We start from the raw sequence: 15,955 nt of genomic DNA, 5'->3' as shown, positions 1-15,955 counted from the left end.
CGAAACACGCGACACCGAAGTCCGCTAAAAAAGCGGAGCGCAATAAGGGGATGGAGGAATGTCCGCAGGCGAGGGAACACCAAGAATCAAGATATCGCCGGTCCGCGAGCCTCCTTCCACAGGCGCGCGCGCGGATTCGATTGCCGTAACGGAGCCTCCGGGTTCCGGCCTCCACGTCTCTCCCGCAATGGTTGCAATTCAGGGATGCAGCCCCATGGAGCGTGACATGACCAGTTCAGCCGCCCCGTCCGCACCGCCTTCTGAGCCGGCTCCCGGCGCGGCCTCGTCCGCGCCGCCGGTGGAGGTTGCGCCCGCGGCCCCGCCGGCGAAGCCCGCCGCCCCCGCGAGCGAGGGGGAGAAGAGCCTCAATGTGGAGGTCTTCGCCCACAACCTTGCCCAGCTGGTGGAGGAGAGCGGCAAGGCGGTGGCGGCCTATCTCGCCCCGCGCGAGGCCGGCCGCGCCGATGATCTCGCCGACGACATCGCCGACGCGCTGAAGACCGTGGGCCACGTGGCCGAGTATTGGATGGCCGATCCCCAGCGGGTGGTGGAGGCGCAGACGCGCCTGATGGGTGGCTACCTGTCGGTGTGGGCCAACACCATGAAGAAGCTGGCGGGCGAGGAGCCCCAGCCGGTGGCGGCTCCCGACCCCAAGGATGCGCGCTTCAAGGACGAGGGTTGGCGCGAGAGCCCCATTTTCGACGCCCTGAAGCAGGCCTATCTCGTGACATCCAACTGGGCCAACGACATGGTGAACGAGGCCGAGGGCCTCGACCCCCATGTGCGCCACAAGGCCGAGTTCCTGGTCAAGCAGATCTCCAACGCGGTCTCGCCATCGAACTTCGTGCTGACCAATCCCGAGCTGATCCGCGAAACCCTGTCCTCCTCCGGCGAAAACCTGGTGAAGGGCATGCGCAACCTGGCGGAGGATCTCAACGAGGGTGGCGGCACCTTGAAGATCCGCCAGACCGACATGACCGCCTTCGAGGTGGGGCGCAATCTGGCGCTCACCCCCGGCAAGGTGATCTTCGAAAACGAGCTGATGCAGCTCATCCAGTATTCGCCCACGACGGCCAGCGTGAAGAAAACGCCGGTGCTGATCGTGCCGCCCTGGATCAACAAGTTCTACATTCTCGATCTCAATCCCGAGAAGTCGCTCATCAAGTGGCTGGTGGACCACGGCGTTACGGTCTTCACCATCTCCTGGGTCAATCCCGATGCCCGCCTCGTGGCCAAGGGCTTCGACGATTACATGCGCGACGGCATCATGGCCGCGCTGGACACGGTCGCCATCGCCTCGGGCGAGCGGCGTGTGCACACCGTGGGCTATTGTGTGGGCGGCACGCTGCTGGCCTGCACGCTCGCTTATATGGCCGAGACGGGCGACGACCGCATCGCCTCCACCACCTTCCTGACCACCCAGATCGACTTCACCCATGCGGGCGATCTCAAGGTTTTCGTGGATGAGGATCAGCTTGCGGTCATGGAACGCAAGATGAAGCAGATGGGCTACCTGGAGGGCAGCAAGATGGCCTCCGCCTTCAACATGCTGCGCTCCAATGACCTCATCTGGCCCTATGTGGTGAACAACTACATGAAGGGCAAGGCGCCGTTTCCGTTCGATCTGCTCTACTGGAATGCGGATTCCACCCGCATGCCGGCGGCGAACCATTCCTATTATCTGCGCAACTGCTACCTCTCCAACAACATCGCCAAGGGCAAGGCCGAGCTCGCGGGCGTGAAGCTGGACATGCACAAGGTGACGATCCCGGTCTACTCGCTGGCGACGCGCGAAGACCACATCGCGCCGCCGAAGTCGGTCTATGTGGGGGCCAACCTGCTGTCCGGTCCGGTGCGCTATGTGCTGGCGGGCTCGGGCCATATTGCCGGCGTGGTAAACCCGCCGGTGAAGAACAAGTACCAATACTGGTCCGACGGCCCCATCGGCCCCGATTTCGACCTGTGGATGGAGGGCGCGCAGGAGCATAAGGGTTCCTGGTGGCCGGATTGGCTGAACTGGTTCTCGTCCTGGCACCCGGACGAGGTTCCCGCCCGCGAGGTCGGCGGTGGCCGCCTCACCGCCATCGAGGACGCGCCGGGCCGCTATGTGAAGGAACGCTCCTGATCTCTGGCCCGTCGTCTTTCGAGCCCGCGCGCCGCGCTCCCCTCGGGGGCGCGGCGCTTTTGTTTCCGGGAACCCCTGGACCTTCGCGAAAGAGCAGGCTTGCGCTGGGGTATTCGGCTGCGAACGGGGCGGTTCCCATTGCAGGCGAACCGCGCAAACCGTCGCCCTGGCCACGCCCTGGGGCAGCGCGGCGCGCGGAAAGACATGCTGCCCGCCGGAGCGCCTGGCCCGAGGTGTCGCGCAACGGCGCGGCAGGCTGGATCTTCCTCGGTCCGCCCTTGCGCTCACGGCGCCATTCGCGGAAACAGGCGGCACAGGGAGGGGCGTGAGTAAGCCATGAGTGATGTGTGCGGCGGGTCGTCCGAACCCACCACCTATTCCTATCATCCCCGCCTCGGTGGCGCTGGGGTTCAGCTGACGCTGGCGGATGATACTCTGCAATGGCTGGTTGGCCCGCGCGAGGGGCGGCTGCGGCTCGCGGATATCGCGCGGCTGAACCTGCGCTTCCAGCCGGCCAAATTCGCCAGCGCCACGTTCGAGCTGGAGATTCTGGGGCGCGAGGGCTCGCGGCTGGTGGCGGCTTCCGCCTCGCGGACCTCGCTGACGGCGGTGCGGGACCAGGGGCCCGATTACACCCGCTTCGTGCGGGCGCTCCATGGGGCGCTCGAGGCGGCGAAGGTTCCGGTGGAGTGCCGGGGCGGATATGGCCCTCTGCGCTGGGGGCTGATGGTGGGGCTGGGGCTGGTGGCGGCGGTCGGCCTGCTGGTGGTGGTCGGCTTCGCGGCCTTTCAGGGGCAATGGAGCACGGCGGGAATCATCGGCCTGCTATCCGTCGTGGTGGCCTGGCCCACCCTGGAGACGCTGGTGCGCAACCGCCCCCTGCGCTACCGGCTCGACGCGCTGCCGGCGCATCTGCTGCCGGGCTGATGGCCCCCCCGCCCGATGGGTGCGCCGCGAGCCGTCGTTGGCTTGAGCACGGCCGCCGAGCTGCTGCGAGTGAAGGCGACACCGGCTCGCGCGCGATGAGGACGCCAACTCACACGCCATGGCATCCGTGGCCGCTGGTTTCCAAGCGGCCGAACCCGCCCGCAGCTTTGCGGCCATCGAAGGCGCCGGAGGGAGCGTCCCTGGGGCCTCACGCTTCCGCATCTGCAGGGCGTGGCAGTGTATTCGGCGCGCACGCCAAATGACGACGGAGGGCCGGTGCGAGGCGGAGTGGCGCTGCCGGTAGGCCCCGGCCGCGTCGTTATGCCTGAGCGTGGTACCTGGCCTTTGGTCTCGCGCTGCGGCCTCTGTCGAGGTTCGTGGCAGTGTCCGGTGGGCCAAGGGCCGCGGCGTGTCGGAGATGGCGGCAAGCTTCAGTCCTGCCGTTCCCCTGGGCTCAACGCTCTTCCCCCTGCCTCGCGCGGCGGGGCGTCGACAGCGCGCCGGGCGGCAGGAGCGCTGACGGCAGTGATGGCAAGCCCCCGGCCTCGCGCCGGTGCCCGAGCTTTGCATTCTTCGCCTTCCGCCTGAAGCATCCGGCTCGTCGCCAGCTCCGCGCGACAGGGGACGGCGAAGCACCCGGGCGTGCATTGGCAATGCTGGTGCCGCCGCGTCGCATTCAACCCTGGTGCCCTCCTCTTTTGCTTTGCGCCGCAGGCCGGCGGTCACATCGGCAAGGCGTGATGCCGGCAGGGTGCTGAAGGGACGGGCGCGGGCTGGCGGCGCCGGCAAGGGGCATCATCGCCATGTACTGGGGTCTTGCGGTCTTCGCCTCCCGCCCAGCGCAGCGGCCTTTAGTCACTTTCGCAAAGGCGTGGCGTTGGCGGGACGCCGACCGGCGGCGTGTGGAACGGCGGTGCCGGCGAGCGGCGGCCTCGCCGGGGTCTTTCCCTCTTGCTGCTTCGACTGGCTGATCTGTGACAAGGTCCGTGAGGGGGGCGCGGGCAAGGCAAAGCCGCGCGGTTACCCTTGGGCCTTGCGTTCTTCCTCTTCCGCCTTGCGCAGCAGGCCCGTGGCGACGTCTGCAAGGCGGGGGGCCGGCAGGGCGGTGAAGGGCAGGGGGCGTGTGACGGCGATGGCGGCAAGACCCAGCCGCGCCGTGAGCAGTCCATTCACCACGCCTTCGCCCAGCTTGGCCGAGAGCCGCGCCGCCAAGCCTTGCCCAATGATCTGCTGAACCAGCGTGTCCCCGGCCGCCATGCCGCCGGTGATGGCGAGATGGCCGAGCACGTGGCGCACCAGCCGCACCATGCCCAGCGCTCCGGGCCGCCCGCCATAGAGCTGCGCCAGCCGCCGCATGAGCGAGACCGCGGTGAACAGCACGAAGGCGAGATCCACCAGCGCGCGGGGCGAAACGGCGGTGACCACGGAGACGTTCTTGGCTGCCTCCGACACCATCTGCCGGGCGCGGGCGTCGAGGGCGGGCAGAAGCGTGCGCTCGGTGAGGCGCACCAGGTCGGCACCATCGATGATGCCGCCGAGATGGCCTTCCAGCTCGTTTCGCGCGCGCGCCAGGGTGGGCTGCCCGGCCGTCACGCGGAGCATGTCACGGGCGACGCTTTCGGCCTGGGCCCGATCGTCGCGGGCCAACGCGTCGGCCGCCTTCTCGCGCACCCGGTCGAGATGGGCCAGCCGCGCGAGGCCGATGCCTTCACGCGCGAGGATGACCGTGCCCGCCGCCACCAGCGCCACCGCGAGGGCCAGGGCCACATAGCCCAGCACCGGCGACTGCGCATAAAGATCGCTGACCAGCCGGCTCAAGCCCGCATAGAGGGCGAGACTCGCGACGCCGCCGGCTGCGGTCCAGAACAGCCCGCCAAGGCTCATACCGAAACGGGAGGCGCGGCGGGCGGGGCCACGCGCCGGCTCGGGCAGGCCCTCCGTGGCGCCGTTGTCCGGTTCCGGCTCGGGCGCGGCTAGGGTGATGCGGGTGGCATTGTCGTCGAGCTTGAAGACCTGCGGCCTGCGCTGGGGACGTTGCGGGCTCGCGCTCTCGTCGGTCATTTCCTCTCCCTCTGGGCTCGGCGCGTCGCGAAAGGGGCGCGGCTCCCGGCCGTCACGCCAGTCGGTCCCCCAGCAGGAATTCGAGCGCCCGGTCCAGGCGAATATGGGGAATGGGGCCGCCGCCGCCAATGCCGGCCGGCGGGCGGAACTTCAGGAAGCGGAAGTCGGCCTCATCCACTTGGGCGGAGGCGAGTCCGCGAAAGCCGGTGCCGGCGGGGTCGAAGAGGGTGTCCGGGTTTTCCGGCAGGTCGCCGGGGAAAACCGCCACCTCTTCCTCGCCATCGAACACGTGGCCCGCCACCTCCTGCCCCTTCTCCGGGGTGCCGACAATGGCGTCCAGCTCGTCGCCATCGCGCCGCACGCGGGCTTCGCGGGTGGCGCGGATGGCGGCTAGGGCCACCACGTCGAGGGCCGCGCCGTGCTCGTGCGCCCGCTCCCGCGCGCGCTCCACGAGCCGCGAGAGGATGGCTTCCAGCCGGTCGTGGCTGGAATGGTGGAGATGGTCCGCCTTGGTGGCGGCGAACAGCACCTTTTCGATGCGCGGCCGGAATAGGGCACTGACAAGGCTGTTGCGGCCGGTGCGGAAGGCCGCCAGGATTCCATCGAGCGCACGCTCAAGGTCCGCGAGCGCCGCCGGGCCGGCATTCAGCGCCGAAAGAGCGTCCACCAGCACGATCTGCCGGTCGAGCCGCGCGAAGTGGTTGCGGAAGAATGGCCGCACCACCGCGTTCTTATAGGCCTCGAAGCGCCGCTCCATCATGGCGCCCAGGGAGCCGGTGGCCATGGTGCCGAGGGCCGGCGGGTCCACGGGCGCGAAGGTGAGGGCCGGCGAGCCCTCAAGGTCGCCGGGCATGAGGAAGCGGCCGGGGGGCAAAAGGCTCATGGCCAGCTTTTCAGTGCGGCAGGCGGCAAGGTAGGCTGTGAAACGCGCTGCCAGCTCACGCGCCTGCGCCTCGTCGGCCACCGCATCGGCGCGGCTGGCTTCCACCGCCGCCAGGAAGGGGCCGGCCACGCTGGCACGGGCGGGCGCGCGGGCCAGATCGAGGCTCTGGCGCGCGAAGTCGGCATAGGTCATGTCGAGCAGCGGCAGGTCCAGCAGCCACTCGCCGGGATAGTCCACCAGATCCAGGGTCAAAGTGCGCTCCCCCCCGCGCGGCGGCGCATAGCGCAGCGCAAGGCGCAGCTCGCTCACCCGCGTGGTCGAGGCGGGCCAGGCGCGATCCGTGGAGAGGGTGGACAGGTGGGCTTCGTAGGCAAAGCGCGGCACTGCATCGTCGGGCTGCGGCTCCAGCGCGGCGCGGGCGATGCGGCCCGATTGCAGCGCCTCGAACACCGGCAGCCGCCCGCCATGCATCAAAGCGTGGACCAAAGCGGTGGTGAAGATGGTCTTGCCCGAGCGCGAGAGGCCGGTGACGCCCAGGCGCAGCGTGGGGTGCGCGAGGCCCTCCACCCGGTCGGCCAGGGTCGCGAGCGCGATGCGTGCGTCCTCGATGGCGCGGGTGAGGCCCAGCATCGGGTCAGGCGCCTCCCGACATGTCGCGGGGGATGATGAAGCGGTCGAGCCGGCCGCTGCCGGGGGCGGTGGCGTCCCAGTCATCCACTGGCAGGTCGATGACAGCCAGGGCGCCGGTGGGGAATTTCTCCCGCAGCTTCTCGATGTCTGGCGAAGCGCCGTTGGCCACCAGGGTGGCGGCCAGATCCTCGAGGCCGGGATTGTGCCCGATCAGCATGAGGGTGTGGATCTGCCGGGGCTGCTCGCGCACCAGGGCCAGCAGGCGGGTGGCGCTGGCATCATAGATGCGCGGCTCGCTCGCCACCGTGGGCACCGGCGGCATCTGCGCGCTCACCAGCTCCCAGGTTTCGCGGGTGCGTCGGGCGGGGGAAATGAGGACCCGGTCCGCGACCAGGCCTTGCTGCGACATGTAGAGGCCCATGCGCGGCGCGGCGCTGCGGCCGCGCGCCGCCAGCGGGCGCTCCTGGTCGGCGACCCCGTCGGGCCAGTCGGACTTCGCGTGACGCAGCAGGATGAGACGGCGCATGTGACGACCAGCGACTTTTGGACTGGGCCCCTTATGCCGGGCCTTCCGTTGCACCGCAACCCACGCCGCCCGCGCCCGAGCGTCACGCGGTGCCGCACTGTGGTAACGCTCGGCCAATCCACGCCTTTCCGAAGCGGCGGCAAGGGTTTTTCAAGGCAGTCGCGGGAGAATTGGGGCAGACTTCGAGCCCCTCGCCGCGTCTGCGCCACCCCGCTTGTGGGGGCGCACGTCCGCCGATGGCGAAGATTCCCTGACGGTCCGAATCCGCGAGGTGTCATGATGGGATCCGATCCGCAGTCCGCCGCCGCGTCGCCGGCATCCAAGCCGGGACGGGCCGCCGCCCTCATGCCCACGCGCGATTGCGATGTGTGCATCGTCGGCGACGATGCGGCGGGCCTGCTCCTGGCCTGCGACCTCGCGGCACGCGGGCAGGAGGTGGTGCTTTTCCCCACCCCGGGCGAGACGCGGGCGCTGGGGCTGGATGCGGCGCTGGCGCCGGGCTTCGGCCTTTCCGCCCTCGATCTCATCGCGCGGGTGGGCCAGCCCGATGCCGCGGAGATTTACGCGCTCTCCGTTAACGCGGTTCGCCGCGGGCTGCTGATCGCGCAGGAGGCCGGCCTGTCCCTCGGCCCCAAGGGGCGGATGGCGGTTGCGCGCGCCCACGAGGCGGGGTGGATGGCCGCGGAACACGCGGCGCGCGAAACCCTGGTGTCCGATTCGAGCGTGTTGCTGGGGGCGGAGGACCTGCACGCCTTGCTGGGCACGCCGGCCTTCGTTTCCGGGCTGGGGCTGGTGCCCGCCCACCGGCTGGATGCCGCCGCCTTCCGTGATGCGCTCGCGGCCGCGGCGGGGGAGGGGGAGCTCACCATCATGCCCCGGCCCACGGCGTTGGCGGCGGATGTTCACGGGCTGCGGAAATATGTGACGACGCCGCAGCTGAAGGTGCGCGCCTTCCAGGTGGTGTTCAGCGGATCGGAGGCCCTGGCCCGCCTCGCTCCTGAGCTGGCGCCGAGCCTGGTGCCCACGCCCTGGGTCAGCGGCCGTTTCCACGTCTCCGGCGCCGACGTGGCCTATGCCGGCGTGGTGGAGGAAGTGGGCGGCACCGGCCTGCGCTGGCATTGGGACAAGGACCGCCTCGCCATCGCTGCAGAAACGGCCACGCGGGTGCGCAGCCGCAGCGGCGCCGCGCGGGTGCTGCGCCGCCACGGCGTCGCGGTGGCGGCCGGCATTCGCGAGGCCCTTGCCGAAAGCAGCCACGGCGTCACCCTCGCGCCCACCCGGCGCCGCATGCCTCTCATCCAGGAGGGAGAAAAGGGGGTGTGGTATTGTGTCACCCTTGGGGGAGACGAGCTGGCCCACGGCATCCTGGGCGCGGACCTGATCGGACGTGCGATTCTGGACCGGGATGACAGCATCCGCCTGTTCAGTGCTTTCGGTCTGGAGCCGGCGGGCACCAAGCCAGTGTCGCGCCTGAGCGCGATCGCGGGCTATTGGCGGCGACATGTGGCCGATGAGCTGCCGGCCGGGGCTTCGCCTGCCGGTCCTGCGGGCGAAGGGCCGCAGGCTGATGCTGGCGCGGCTCCGTCTCCACGCGGCCTCGGCGCCGTGGCGGCGGCATTTCGCGGTGCGGTGCGGGCGGTGGCGCGGCTGGCCGGCGGAACCGGTGGGCAGCCGCCCGGCCCATGAGCCTGTCCGCGCGCATGCCGCTGGGGAAAAACCCGCCAATCATGGTAAACAGACTCTTGCCGGGAGATTTGCGGGAATGTCGCAGGGGTGCGTGTATCCTCCTGGCGGGTGAGCAGCTTAGCTCGCCTTCACGAGCAAAGAATGCCAAACTCCGCGGCGACAGCCAGAGGTGGAGTCGGGGGCATCGCGGGAGGTGTCATAAGGCGAAATTTACGGTCGGCCCCTACCGTCAGATGCAAGAGCCGGCGATCTTGTCGGCGCAGGGCCCTGCACTCTTCTGCCTTCGCAGCGCGGGGAACGTTTGTTAGACACGCGCTGAGCTGAGACACGAGTGGATATGGCGAACCCGGCGAGATTTTCCTGCATGTCCTGTTTGCGCCCGTTCGCCATCGCCGCGGCGGTGACGGCGCTCGGGGTGCTGCCGGCGCAGGCGGACGAGGGGGGGCTGCTCGACCCGATCCTGAATTTCTTCAATCCCAATCGTGAGAAGGACGAGGGGCCGGTCATCGACGCCGTGCCCTACACCGTCGATATCGAGGTGGTGGATGCGGACCGCAGCGTGCGCAACGCCGTGCTCGACGCCTCCACGCTGGAGAGCCTGAAGAACCGGCCGCCCGCCGGGGCCGCGGGCCTGGTGCGCCGGGTGACGACCGACCGCGAGCGCATCATCGCCGCGCTGTATTCCAACGGCTTTTACGGCGGCACCATGGAGATCACCATCTCCGGCAACCGCGTCGATACGCCCAATATCTTCGACATCGTGGAAGCGAGCCGCAAGCGTGGCCCGGTGCCGGTGAAGATCGTGGTGAACCCCGGTCCCCAGTTCACCTTCGGCACCGTGCGCATCGTCGATGCGACCACGCACCAGCCGTTGCCGGACGTGCCCTCCCTGCGCGCGCTGCGCATGGAGTCCGGCGAGCCCGCCCGTGCCGACGCCATCGTGGCGACCGAGACCACCTTGTCCAACCATCTGCGGGAGCTGGGCTATCCCTTCGCCAAGGTGGCCGACAAGCAGGTGGTCGCCGATCACGCCACAAACAAGCTGAACGTGACCATTTATGTCGCCACCGGGCGTCAGGCGACGTTCGGCGACTTCACGGTCGTGGGCGCGGACTTCCTTCCGCCCGGCTTCATCGAGGAGCGTATCGAGATCCGCCCGGGCGAGCCGTTCTCGCCGCAGCGGCTGGCGGCGCTGCGCACGCGGCTCTCCAAGATCGAGGCCATTTCCAGCATCCGGATCCGCGAGGCCGACCATCTCACCGCCAACGGCGAACTGCCCATCACCATCGAGGTGACGGCGCGGGCGCCGCGCTATGTGGGGTTCTCCGCGAAATATTCCAACACCGACGGCTCTTCGCTGAACGGCTATTGGGGCCATCGCAACCTGTTCGGCGGCGGCGAGACCCTGCGCCTCGACGCCAGCGTGTCCTGGTTCGGCCAGAAGTCGGAGGCGGTGCCCGATGCCGATCCCTTCGGCTACAAGGTGGCGGCCAGCTTCACCAAGCCGGGCATCATCACTGCCAATGACGATCTGGTGGCGGAGGTCGCCGGCCTGCGCGAGGTGACGAACGCCTATGTGCGCGAGGGTGGCACCTTCGTTGCCGGCGTGCGGCGCCGGTTCAACGACCAGTTCTCCGCCCAGCTGGGTGTCGATCTCGAGGATTCCACAGTCCAGGACGCGGACGGCACCGGCGACTACTTCATCTTCGGCGTGCCGGTGAACTTCAACTTCGACAATACGGATTCGCCGCTCGATCCCTCTCGCGGCATGCGCCTGGCGGCCACCGTGGAGCCGTTCGCCTATCTGGGCGACGACGGGGCGGGGCCGGTGATGGCCAAGGCCACCCTGTCCGCCTACCACGCCTTCGATGAGGACAAGCGCTACATCCTGGCGGGGCGGGTTTCCACCGGCGGCTATATCGGTGCGGATCTCACCGCCGTGCCGGCGCAGCGGCGCTTCTATGTGGGCGGCGGCGGCTCGCTGCGCGGCTATGACTACCAGTCCGTGAGCCCGCGCAACGCCTTCGGGGTCATCATCGGCGGCCTCAGCTATTTCGAGGCCTCGGCCGAGATGCGGGTGCGGATTACCGACACCATCGGCATCGTGCCGTTCCTGGACATGGGCGCCGCCTACGCCACCGAATATCCGGACTTCAGCGTGATGAAATATTCCGCCGGCCTGGGCCTGCGCTACTACACGGCCATCGGCCCGCTGCGGCTCGATTTGGCCATTCCGCTCAATCCGGGGCCGGACGATGGCTCCTATGGCGTGTATGTCAGCTTGGGGCAGGCGTTCTGATGGCTGGGCGCGGCATCCTCTCCCTCATCCTGCGCGGCCTCGGCTACACCCTGGCGGGCGTCCTTGTGGTTCTGGTGGCGCTGTTCGCGGCGCTGCAGACCGGGCCGGGCAAGACCATGCTCGCCCGTGTCGCCTCCTCACTCGCCTCCCTGTCGGGGCTTTCGGTCTCGATCTCCGAGATCAGCGGCGGCGTGCCGTGGAACATGGGCATCGGCCGCATCGCGGTGGCGGATGCCAAGGGCCCAGTGGCGGAGGTGGAAGCGCTGCGCCTGGCCTGGCATCCGCTCTCCCTGCTGTCCGGCGTTGTAAACGTGGACGCCGTCGAGGCGCGCCGCATCTCGGTGAACCGACTGCCGGAGCTGCCGGCCTCGGAGCCCGCGCCCGCCACGAGCGGCGGCTCGTCCTTCATGATGCCGGTGCGGCTTGGCCGCCTCGCGGTGGATGACATCGTCATCGGCGAACCGGTGCTGGGCCATGCGGCGCAGCTCTCGCTCACCGCCTCGGCGGATCTGATGGCGGCGGGGCCCGGCCTTTCGGCGGATTTCGCGCTGGAGCGCAAGGACGCCCCGGGGTCGGTGAAGGGCAAGGTGCACTACACCCCGGACACCCGCTTCCTCGATGTGGACATCGCCGCCAGCGAGCCGGCCGGCGGGCTGGTCGCTCGGGCCGCCGGCATGGACGGCCTGCCGCCCCTCGACGCGCGGGTGAACGGCAAGGGGCCGATCGACGCCTGGGACGGCCAGCTTTCCCTGTCCGCCGGCGATGTGGCCCATGTGACCGGCGCCGCAGGCGTGCGCGCGGCCAATGGCGGCCACCGCATCAACCTCGCGCTCGATGCCGACGTGGCGAAGCTGCTGCCGCCGGCCGTGGCGCCCATGTTCGAGCAGCGCACCGAGCTTTCGGCCATCGCCTTCGCCCAGCCGGCGGGCACGGTGGATGTGGAGACCTTCAGCGTCCGCGCCGCAGGTTTCGGCTTCGCGGCCAAGGGTAAGGTGGATCCGCAAGGGCCCAGCGCCGATCTCGCCTTCAGCGCGGTGGCGGGCGAGCCCGACCGCTTCGCCGCCCTGGCCCCTGGCGCGGCCTGGAAATCGGTGAAGCTGGAAGGCAGCCTGAAGGGCCTGCTGGCCACGCCCGCCGTCTCCGCGCGCCTCGACGCGCTGGGCCTGTCCGGCGCCGGCTACGGGGCCGGCTCCGTGGTGGCGGAGGTGAAGACCGCGCCCGAGGGCGGCAATCTCAATGTCTCGCTGCAGGCCAATGCAAAGGGGCTGACGGCGGCGGACCCCAAGGTGAAGAGCGCCCTGGGCGATACCGCGCAGGTGACGGCCACGGCTCTGGTGCCGGCGCGCGGCGACCCGGCCCTGACCGGCTTTTCCGCCCAGCTTGCCGCCCTCTCCGCACGTTTCACGGGCACCGCCAGCGCGGCGGCTGCGGCGGGCACCCTGCAACTGGAGCGGCTCGACCTTGCCGCGTTTGGCCCGCTGGTGGGCCAGCCCCTCGCCGGCACCGCGCGGCTGGATGCCGACGTGCAGGGCGCTGACGGTTTCCGAAAGCTGACGCTGAAGCTCTCCGGCGGCACCGAGGGCATCAAGACCGGAATCACCGCCGTGGACGGCATCTTCGGCGCCACCAGCCGGCTCGCCGGTACCCTCAGCCGGGCGGGGGAGAAGGCGTTCACGGTGGAGAACCTGACGCTTGCCGCCACCGGGCTCGACCTGAAGGTGGACGGCACCCTTTCGCCCCGGCTCGCGGATCTGAAGGCCGGGCTCACCCTGGACGACCTGAAGCGGGTAGAGCCGCGCCTGTCGGGCCGGCTTGAAAGCTCGGCGGCCTTCTCCGGCAGCCTGGATGCGCTGGCGGTGGCCGCGCGTGTCGCCGTGCCCGAAGGAACGGCCATGGGTCAGAAGATTGAGGGCTTGACCCTGGGTCTCGATGCCCGGAACCTCACCGGTCTTCCTTCCGGCAGCTTCAAGCTCGACGGACGCGTGGCCGGCAAACCCGCGACCGGTGGCGGCGCCTTCGCGCTGGCCGACCAGGGCGCCGCGCGGCTGGATGATCTTGACCTCGCCATCGGCTCCGTGACGGCGCGCGGCCATGTGGCGCGCCAGGCGGACGGCCTTTTCGGCGGCCAGCTGGCGGTGGCGGCGGGCAACCTTGCGGACCTCTCGGCCCTGGCTCTGACGGAGCTGGCCGGCAAGCTCGATGCCCGGCTCGACCTCGGCACGGCCGATGGGCGCCAGACGGTGGCGGTGAACGCCACCGCCGACAATGTGCGCGCCGCCGGCCAGAGCGTGGGCGGGGCGCGGATCAACCTCACGGTCGCCGACCCCACGGGCCAGCCGGTTCTCGACGGCACGGTGAACCTCACCAATGTGGAGGCGGGCGTTTCCATTCCCCGCGCCTCGCTGCAGGCCCGCCGTGCGGGTCAGGGCAGCGCCCTGACCCTGGATGCGCAGGTAAACGGTGCGAATGTCGCGGCGACGGCTCAGCTCAACCATCAGGGCTCCACCTCCCGCGTCCGGCTGGATCGTTTCAGCGTGGCCCGTGGCGGCACTACGCTCGCCACCTCCGCGCCGGCTAATATCGCCATCGAGGGCGGTGAGGTGAGCATCGACCGGCTGGCGCTGGCGAGCCGAGGCGGCTCGGTGGCCGTGTCCGGGCGCGCAGGCAGCAGCCTCGATCTCAGTGTCGACTTGCGCAACCTGCCGCTGGCTTTGGCGGAGCTGGCCGCGCCGGGGCTCGGCCTCAACGGCACCGTAAGCGGCACCGCCCGCGTGCGCGGTTCGGCCGATCGGCCCGAGGGGCCCTATGACATCCAGGTCTCGCGCCTCAGCACGCCGGACCTCGCGAAGGCGGGCGCGGGCCCGTTCGATATCCGCTCCGCCGGTGCGCTCGGCGGTGGGCGGGTGACGACGCGCACCACCATTTCCGGGACGCATTTGTCCAATGTGGCCATCACCGGCTCGGCGCCGCTGGGGGCGGGGGACCTCGATCTTGCGTTGCGGGGTGGGGTGGATCTGCGCATCGCCAATGCGTCCCTTGCGGCCATGGGCAGCCAGCTCACCGGCAATGCCGCCATCGACGCCACCGTGCGCGGCACCGCCGCCGCACCGCGCGCCGGCGGCAGCGTGCGCATCAGTGGCGCCCGTTACAATGACGGCGTGAACGGCATCACCCTCGACCGCATTGAAGGGGTGATCGCCGGCACGGATCGCTCGGTGACGGTGAATTCCCTCACCGCGCGCACCCCCAATGGCGGCAGCCTTTCGGCGCGCGGCTCGGTGGGCCTTGACCCCGCGGCCAATTTCCCCGGCCGGGTCGAGGTGACGATGGAGAATGCGGGCCTCGTGAACAGCGAGCTGATCCGCCTCGTGACCGAAGGGCGCATCGCGGTTGAAGGCCAGTTCACCAACGATCCCCACGTGACGGGCCGCATCAACATCCGCGCCATGGACGTCAACATTGCCGAGCGCATGCCCGGCGGCGTGCAGTCCATGCCGGTGCGCAATGTGAACGATCGGCGCGGCCGCGATGCCGCACGCATGGCGCCGCCGCCCGCGCGGCGTGAGCGGGGCGGTGCGAGCGGCGGCATCACCCTCGATCTCACCGTGGCGGCGCAGAACAACATTTTCGTGCGCGGCATGGGCATGGAGGCCGAGCTTGGCGGAGAGCTGCATGTGAGCGGCACCAGCCGGGCGCCGGTGACCCAGGGTGGCTTCGACATGCGGCGCGGCCGGTTCGACATTCTGGGCAAGCGCCTTACCTTCACCCGGGGCAAAATCACCTTTTCCGGCAACACCGATCCCGATCTCGACTTCATCGCCGAGACCACGGCGAACGACATCACTGCCCGCATTCTGGTGACGGGCCCCGCCTCGCAGCCGGAGATCACGTTCACCTCGGAACCGACCCTGCCGCAGGACGAGGTGCTGGCGCGCCTGCTGTTCGGCCGCAACGCCGGCTCCCTTACGGCCGCGCAGTCGCTCCAGATCGCGCAGACCATCGCCCAGTTTTCCGGCGGCGGGAGCGTGCTGGACCAAATGCGCCGTTCGCTCGGCATGGACAGCCTGGACGTGGGCACCAACGCAGCGGGAACCGGCGGGCAGGTGGGTCTTGGCCGCCGCATCAACAACAACATCTATATGGGCGTGCGCCAGGGCACGACGCCCAATTCCAGCCAGGTGACCGTGGATGTGGATGTGACCAAGAATATCCGCCTGCAGGGCGCCACGGGCGCCGATGGCAACACTTCAGTCGGTATCGGCGCACAGTGGGATTACTGAACCGTGGCGGGTATATTCGAGTATTTCCACTAAAGCGCGCGCGAACTGCGGCGGTTGGCCGCGGCCCTTGCGCGCCAGAAACGCCCCTTATGGCCTGCCGGTTGGTAAGGGTATACGGCCCAGCGGCCACGCCCCGCCGCCACGGGGCCGACCCCGTGTGAGGCGTGTCGTCGCGGCATGGGTCAGTGCAGCTGAAGGGCGCCGAGGCTCGACGCGGCAAGGCAATCCAGCCTGATGGTGCTGGAGAGCGCGAGGGCCGTGCTATTGCCGGCTTCCATCGGTGGTTGTATGGCACCATACCAGGCAATGGGTGCACAGGTGAGATAGCACCCGTCAGCGCCCAGGGGATAGATGCCAACCCCTGCTGCGTGCTCACTTTCCGTCTCTGCGATGTCGACGGCTAGATCGTGATCGAAGCAGATGGTTTCCGCCTGTCTCGCCCACATCCCATCGTCAGAGAGGGCGAAGGGGACGACGAGGTAAGCACAGGCTTTGCCGCGCCACGGCATTTCCAGAATCCTTGCGAACGCGTTTGGCG

At 69.5% G+C, this 15,955-nt stretch carries 9 protein-coding genes; 5 read left to right on the top strand and 4 right to left on the bottom strand.

Annotated features, from left to right (window positions below):
- Positions 1–226 precede the first annotated feature (226 nt).
- Together phaC and L0966_RS12650 are read left to right on the top strand one after the other, a co-directional pair.
- Positions 227–2,125, top strand: coding sequence for a class I poly(R)-hydroxyalkanoic acid synthase (gene phaC / locus L0966_RS12655; RefSeq protein WP_234052301.1), 1,899 nt, complete (start codon positions 227–229; stop codon positions 2,123–2,125).
- 336 nt (positions 2,126–2,461) lie between these two features.
- Entirely contained in the window at positions 2,462–3,052 is a 591-nt protein-coding gene (locus tag L0966_RS12650) for a hypothetical protein (RefSeq protein ID WP_234052300.1), read from the top strand.
- Positions 3,053–4,072: 1,020 nt separating this feature from the next.
- Here the strand turns inward: L0966_RS12650 and L0966_RS12645 are convergent.
- From L0966_RS12645 to L0966_RS12635, 3 genes are read right to left on the bottom strand one after another with little or no spacing between them, the layout of a single operon-like run.
- A complete protein-coding gene (locus L0966_RS12645) occupies positions 4,073–5,113 on the bottom strand; it encodes a YcjF family protein (RefSeq protein WP_234052299.1) in 1,041 nt (346 codons plus the stop codon).
- A 52-nt stretch (positions 5,114–5,165) separates the two neighbouring features.
- The gene (locus tag L0966_RS12640; protein WP_234052298.1) at positions 5,166–6,626 is read right to left on the bottom strand and encodes a YcjX family protein; all 1,461 of its coding nucleotides are present in this window, start codon (positions 6,624–6,626) and stop codon (positions 5,166–5,168) included.
- A 4-nt stretch (positions 6,627–6,630) separates the two neighbouring features.
- Complete coding sequence (locus tag L0966_RS12635) at positions 6,631–7,152, bottom strand: histidine phosphatase family protein (RefSeq protein WP_234052297.1); 522 nt, start codon at positions 7,150–7,152, stop codon at positions 6,631–6,633.
- 276 nt (positions 7,153–7,428) lie between these two features.
- Here L0966_RS12635 and L0966_RS12630 point away from each other — a divergent pair, with 276 nt between their 5' ends.
- From L0966_RS12630 to L0966_RS12620, 3 genes are all read left to right on the top strand, one after another.
- Positions 7,429–8,838, top strand: coding sequence for a hypothetical protein (locus L0966_RS12630; protein ID WP_234052296.1), 1,410 nt, complete (start codon positions 7,429–7,431; stop codon positions 8,836–8,838).
- 364 nt (positions 8,839–9,202) lie between these two features.
- Positions 9,203–11,137 carry an autotransporter assembly complex family protein gene (locus tag L0966_RS12625; RefSeq protein ID WP_234052295.1) on the top strand — a complete coding sequence of 645 codons (1,935 nt, stop codon included), beginning with the start codon at positions 9,203–9,205 and terminating at the stop codon, positions 11,135–11,137.
- Complete coding sequence (locus tag L0966_RS12620; RefSeq protein WP_234052294.1) at positions 11,137–15,417, top strand: translocation/assembly module TamB domain-containing protein; 4,281 nt, start codon at positions 11,137–11,139, stop codon at positions 15,415–15,417. Before L0966_RS12625 ends, L0966_RS12620 begins: the two co-directional genes overlap by 1 nt.
- Before the next feature lie 182 nt (positions 15,418–15,599).
- On the opposite strand, the gene L0966_RS12615 is transcribed toward L0966_RS12620, so the two are convergent.
- Positions 15,600–15,926 carry a hypothetical protein gene (locus tag L0966_RS12615; RefSeq protein WP_234052293.1) on the bottom strand — a complete coding sequence of 109 codons (327 nt, stop codon included), beginning with the start codon at positions 15,924–15,926 and terminating at the stop codon, positions 15,600–15,602.
- Between the last annotated feature and the right edge of the window lie 29 nt (positions 15,927–15,955).

This window comes from Xanthobacter sp. NM-59 (genome assembly GCF_021401125.1).
In the GTDB taxonomy this organism is placed as follows: Bacteria; Pseudomonadota; Alphaproteobacteria; order Rhizobiales; family Xanthobacteraceae; genus Xanthobacter.
This window is presented reverse-complemented; position numbering and strand designations above follow the sequence as displayed.

What these genes read in the sequence shown, in the direction of transcription:
- L0966_RS12640 (WP_234052298.1), bottom strand. Translation starts at nt 6,626, where the DNA reads ATGCTGGGCCTCACCCGCGCCATCGAGGACGCACGCATCGCGCTCGCG.
- L0966_RS12635 (WP_234052297.1), bottom strand. Translation starts at nt 7,152, where the DNA reads ATGCGCCGTCTCATCCTGCTGCGTCACGCGAAGTCCGACTGGCCCGAC.
- L0966_RS12650 (WP_234052300.1), top strand. Translation starts at nt 2,462, where the DNA reads ATGAGTGATGTGTGCGGCGGGTCGTCCGAACCCACCACCTATTCCTAT.
- phaC (WP_234052301.1), top strand. Translation starts at nt 227, where the DNA reads ATGACCAGTTCAGCCGCCCCGTCCGCACCGCCTTCTGAGCCGGCTCCC.
- L0966_RS12645 (WP_234052299.1), bottom strand. Translation starts at nt 5,113, where the DNA reads ATGACCGACGAGAGCGCGAGCCCGCAACGTCCCCAGCGCAGGCCGCAG.
- L0966_RS12630 (WP_234052296.1), top strand. Translation starts at nt 7,429, where the DNA reads ATGATGGGATCCGATCCGCAGTCCGCCGCCGCGTCGCCGGCATCCAAG.
- L0966_RS12620 (WP_234052294.1), top strand. Translation starts at nt 11,137, where the DNA reads ATGGCTGGGCGCGGCATCCTCTCCCTCATCCTGCGCGGCCTCGGCTAC.
- L0966_RS12625 (WP_234052295.1), top strand. Translation starts at nt 9,203, where the DNA reads ATGTCCTGTTTGCGCCCGTTCGCCATCGCCGCGGCGGTGACGGCGCTC.
- L0966_RS12615 (WP_234052293.1), bottom strand. Translation starts at nt 15,926, where the DNA reads ATGCCGTGGCGCGGCAAAGCCTGTGCTTACCTCGTCGTCCCCTTCGCC.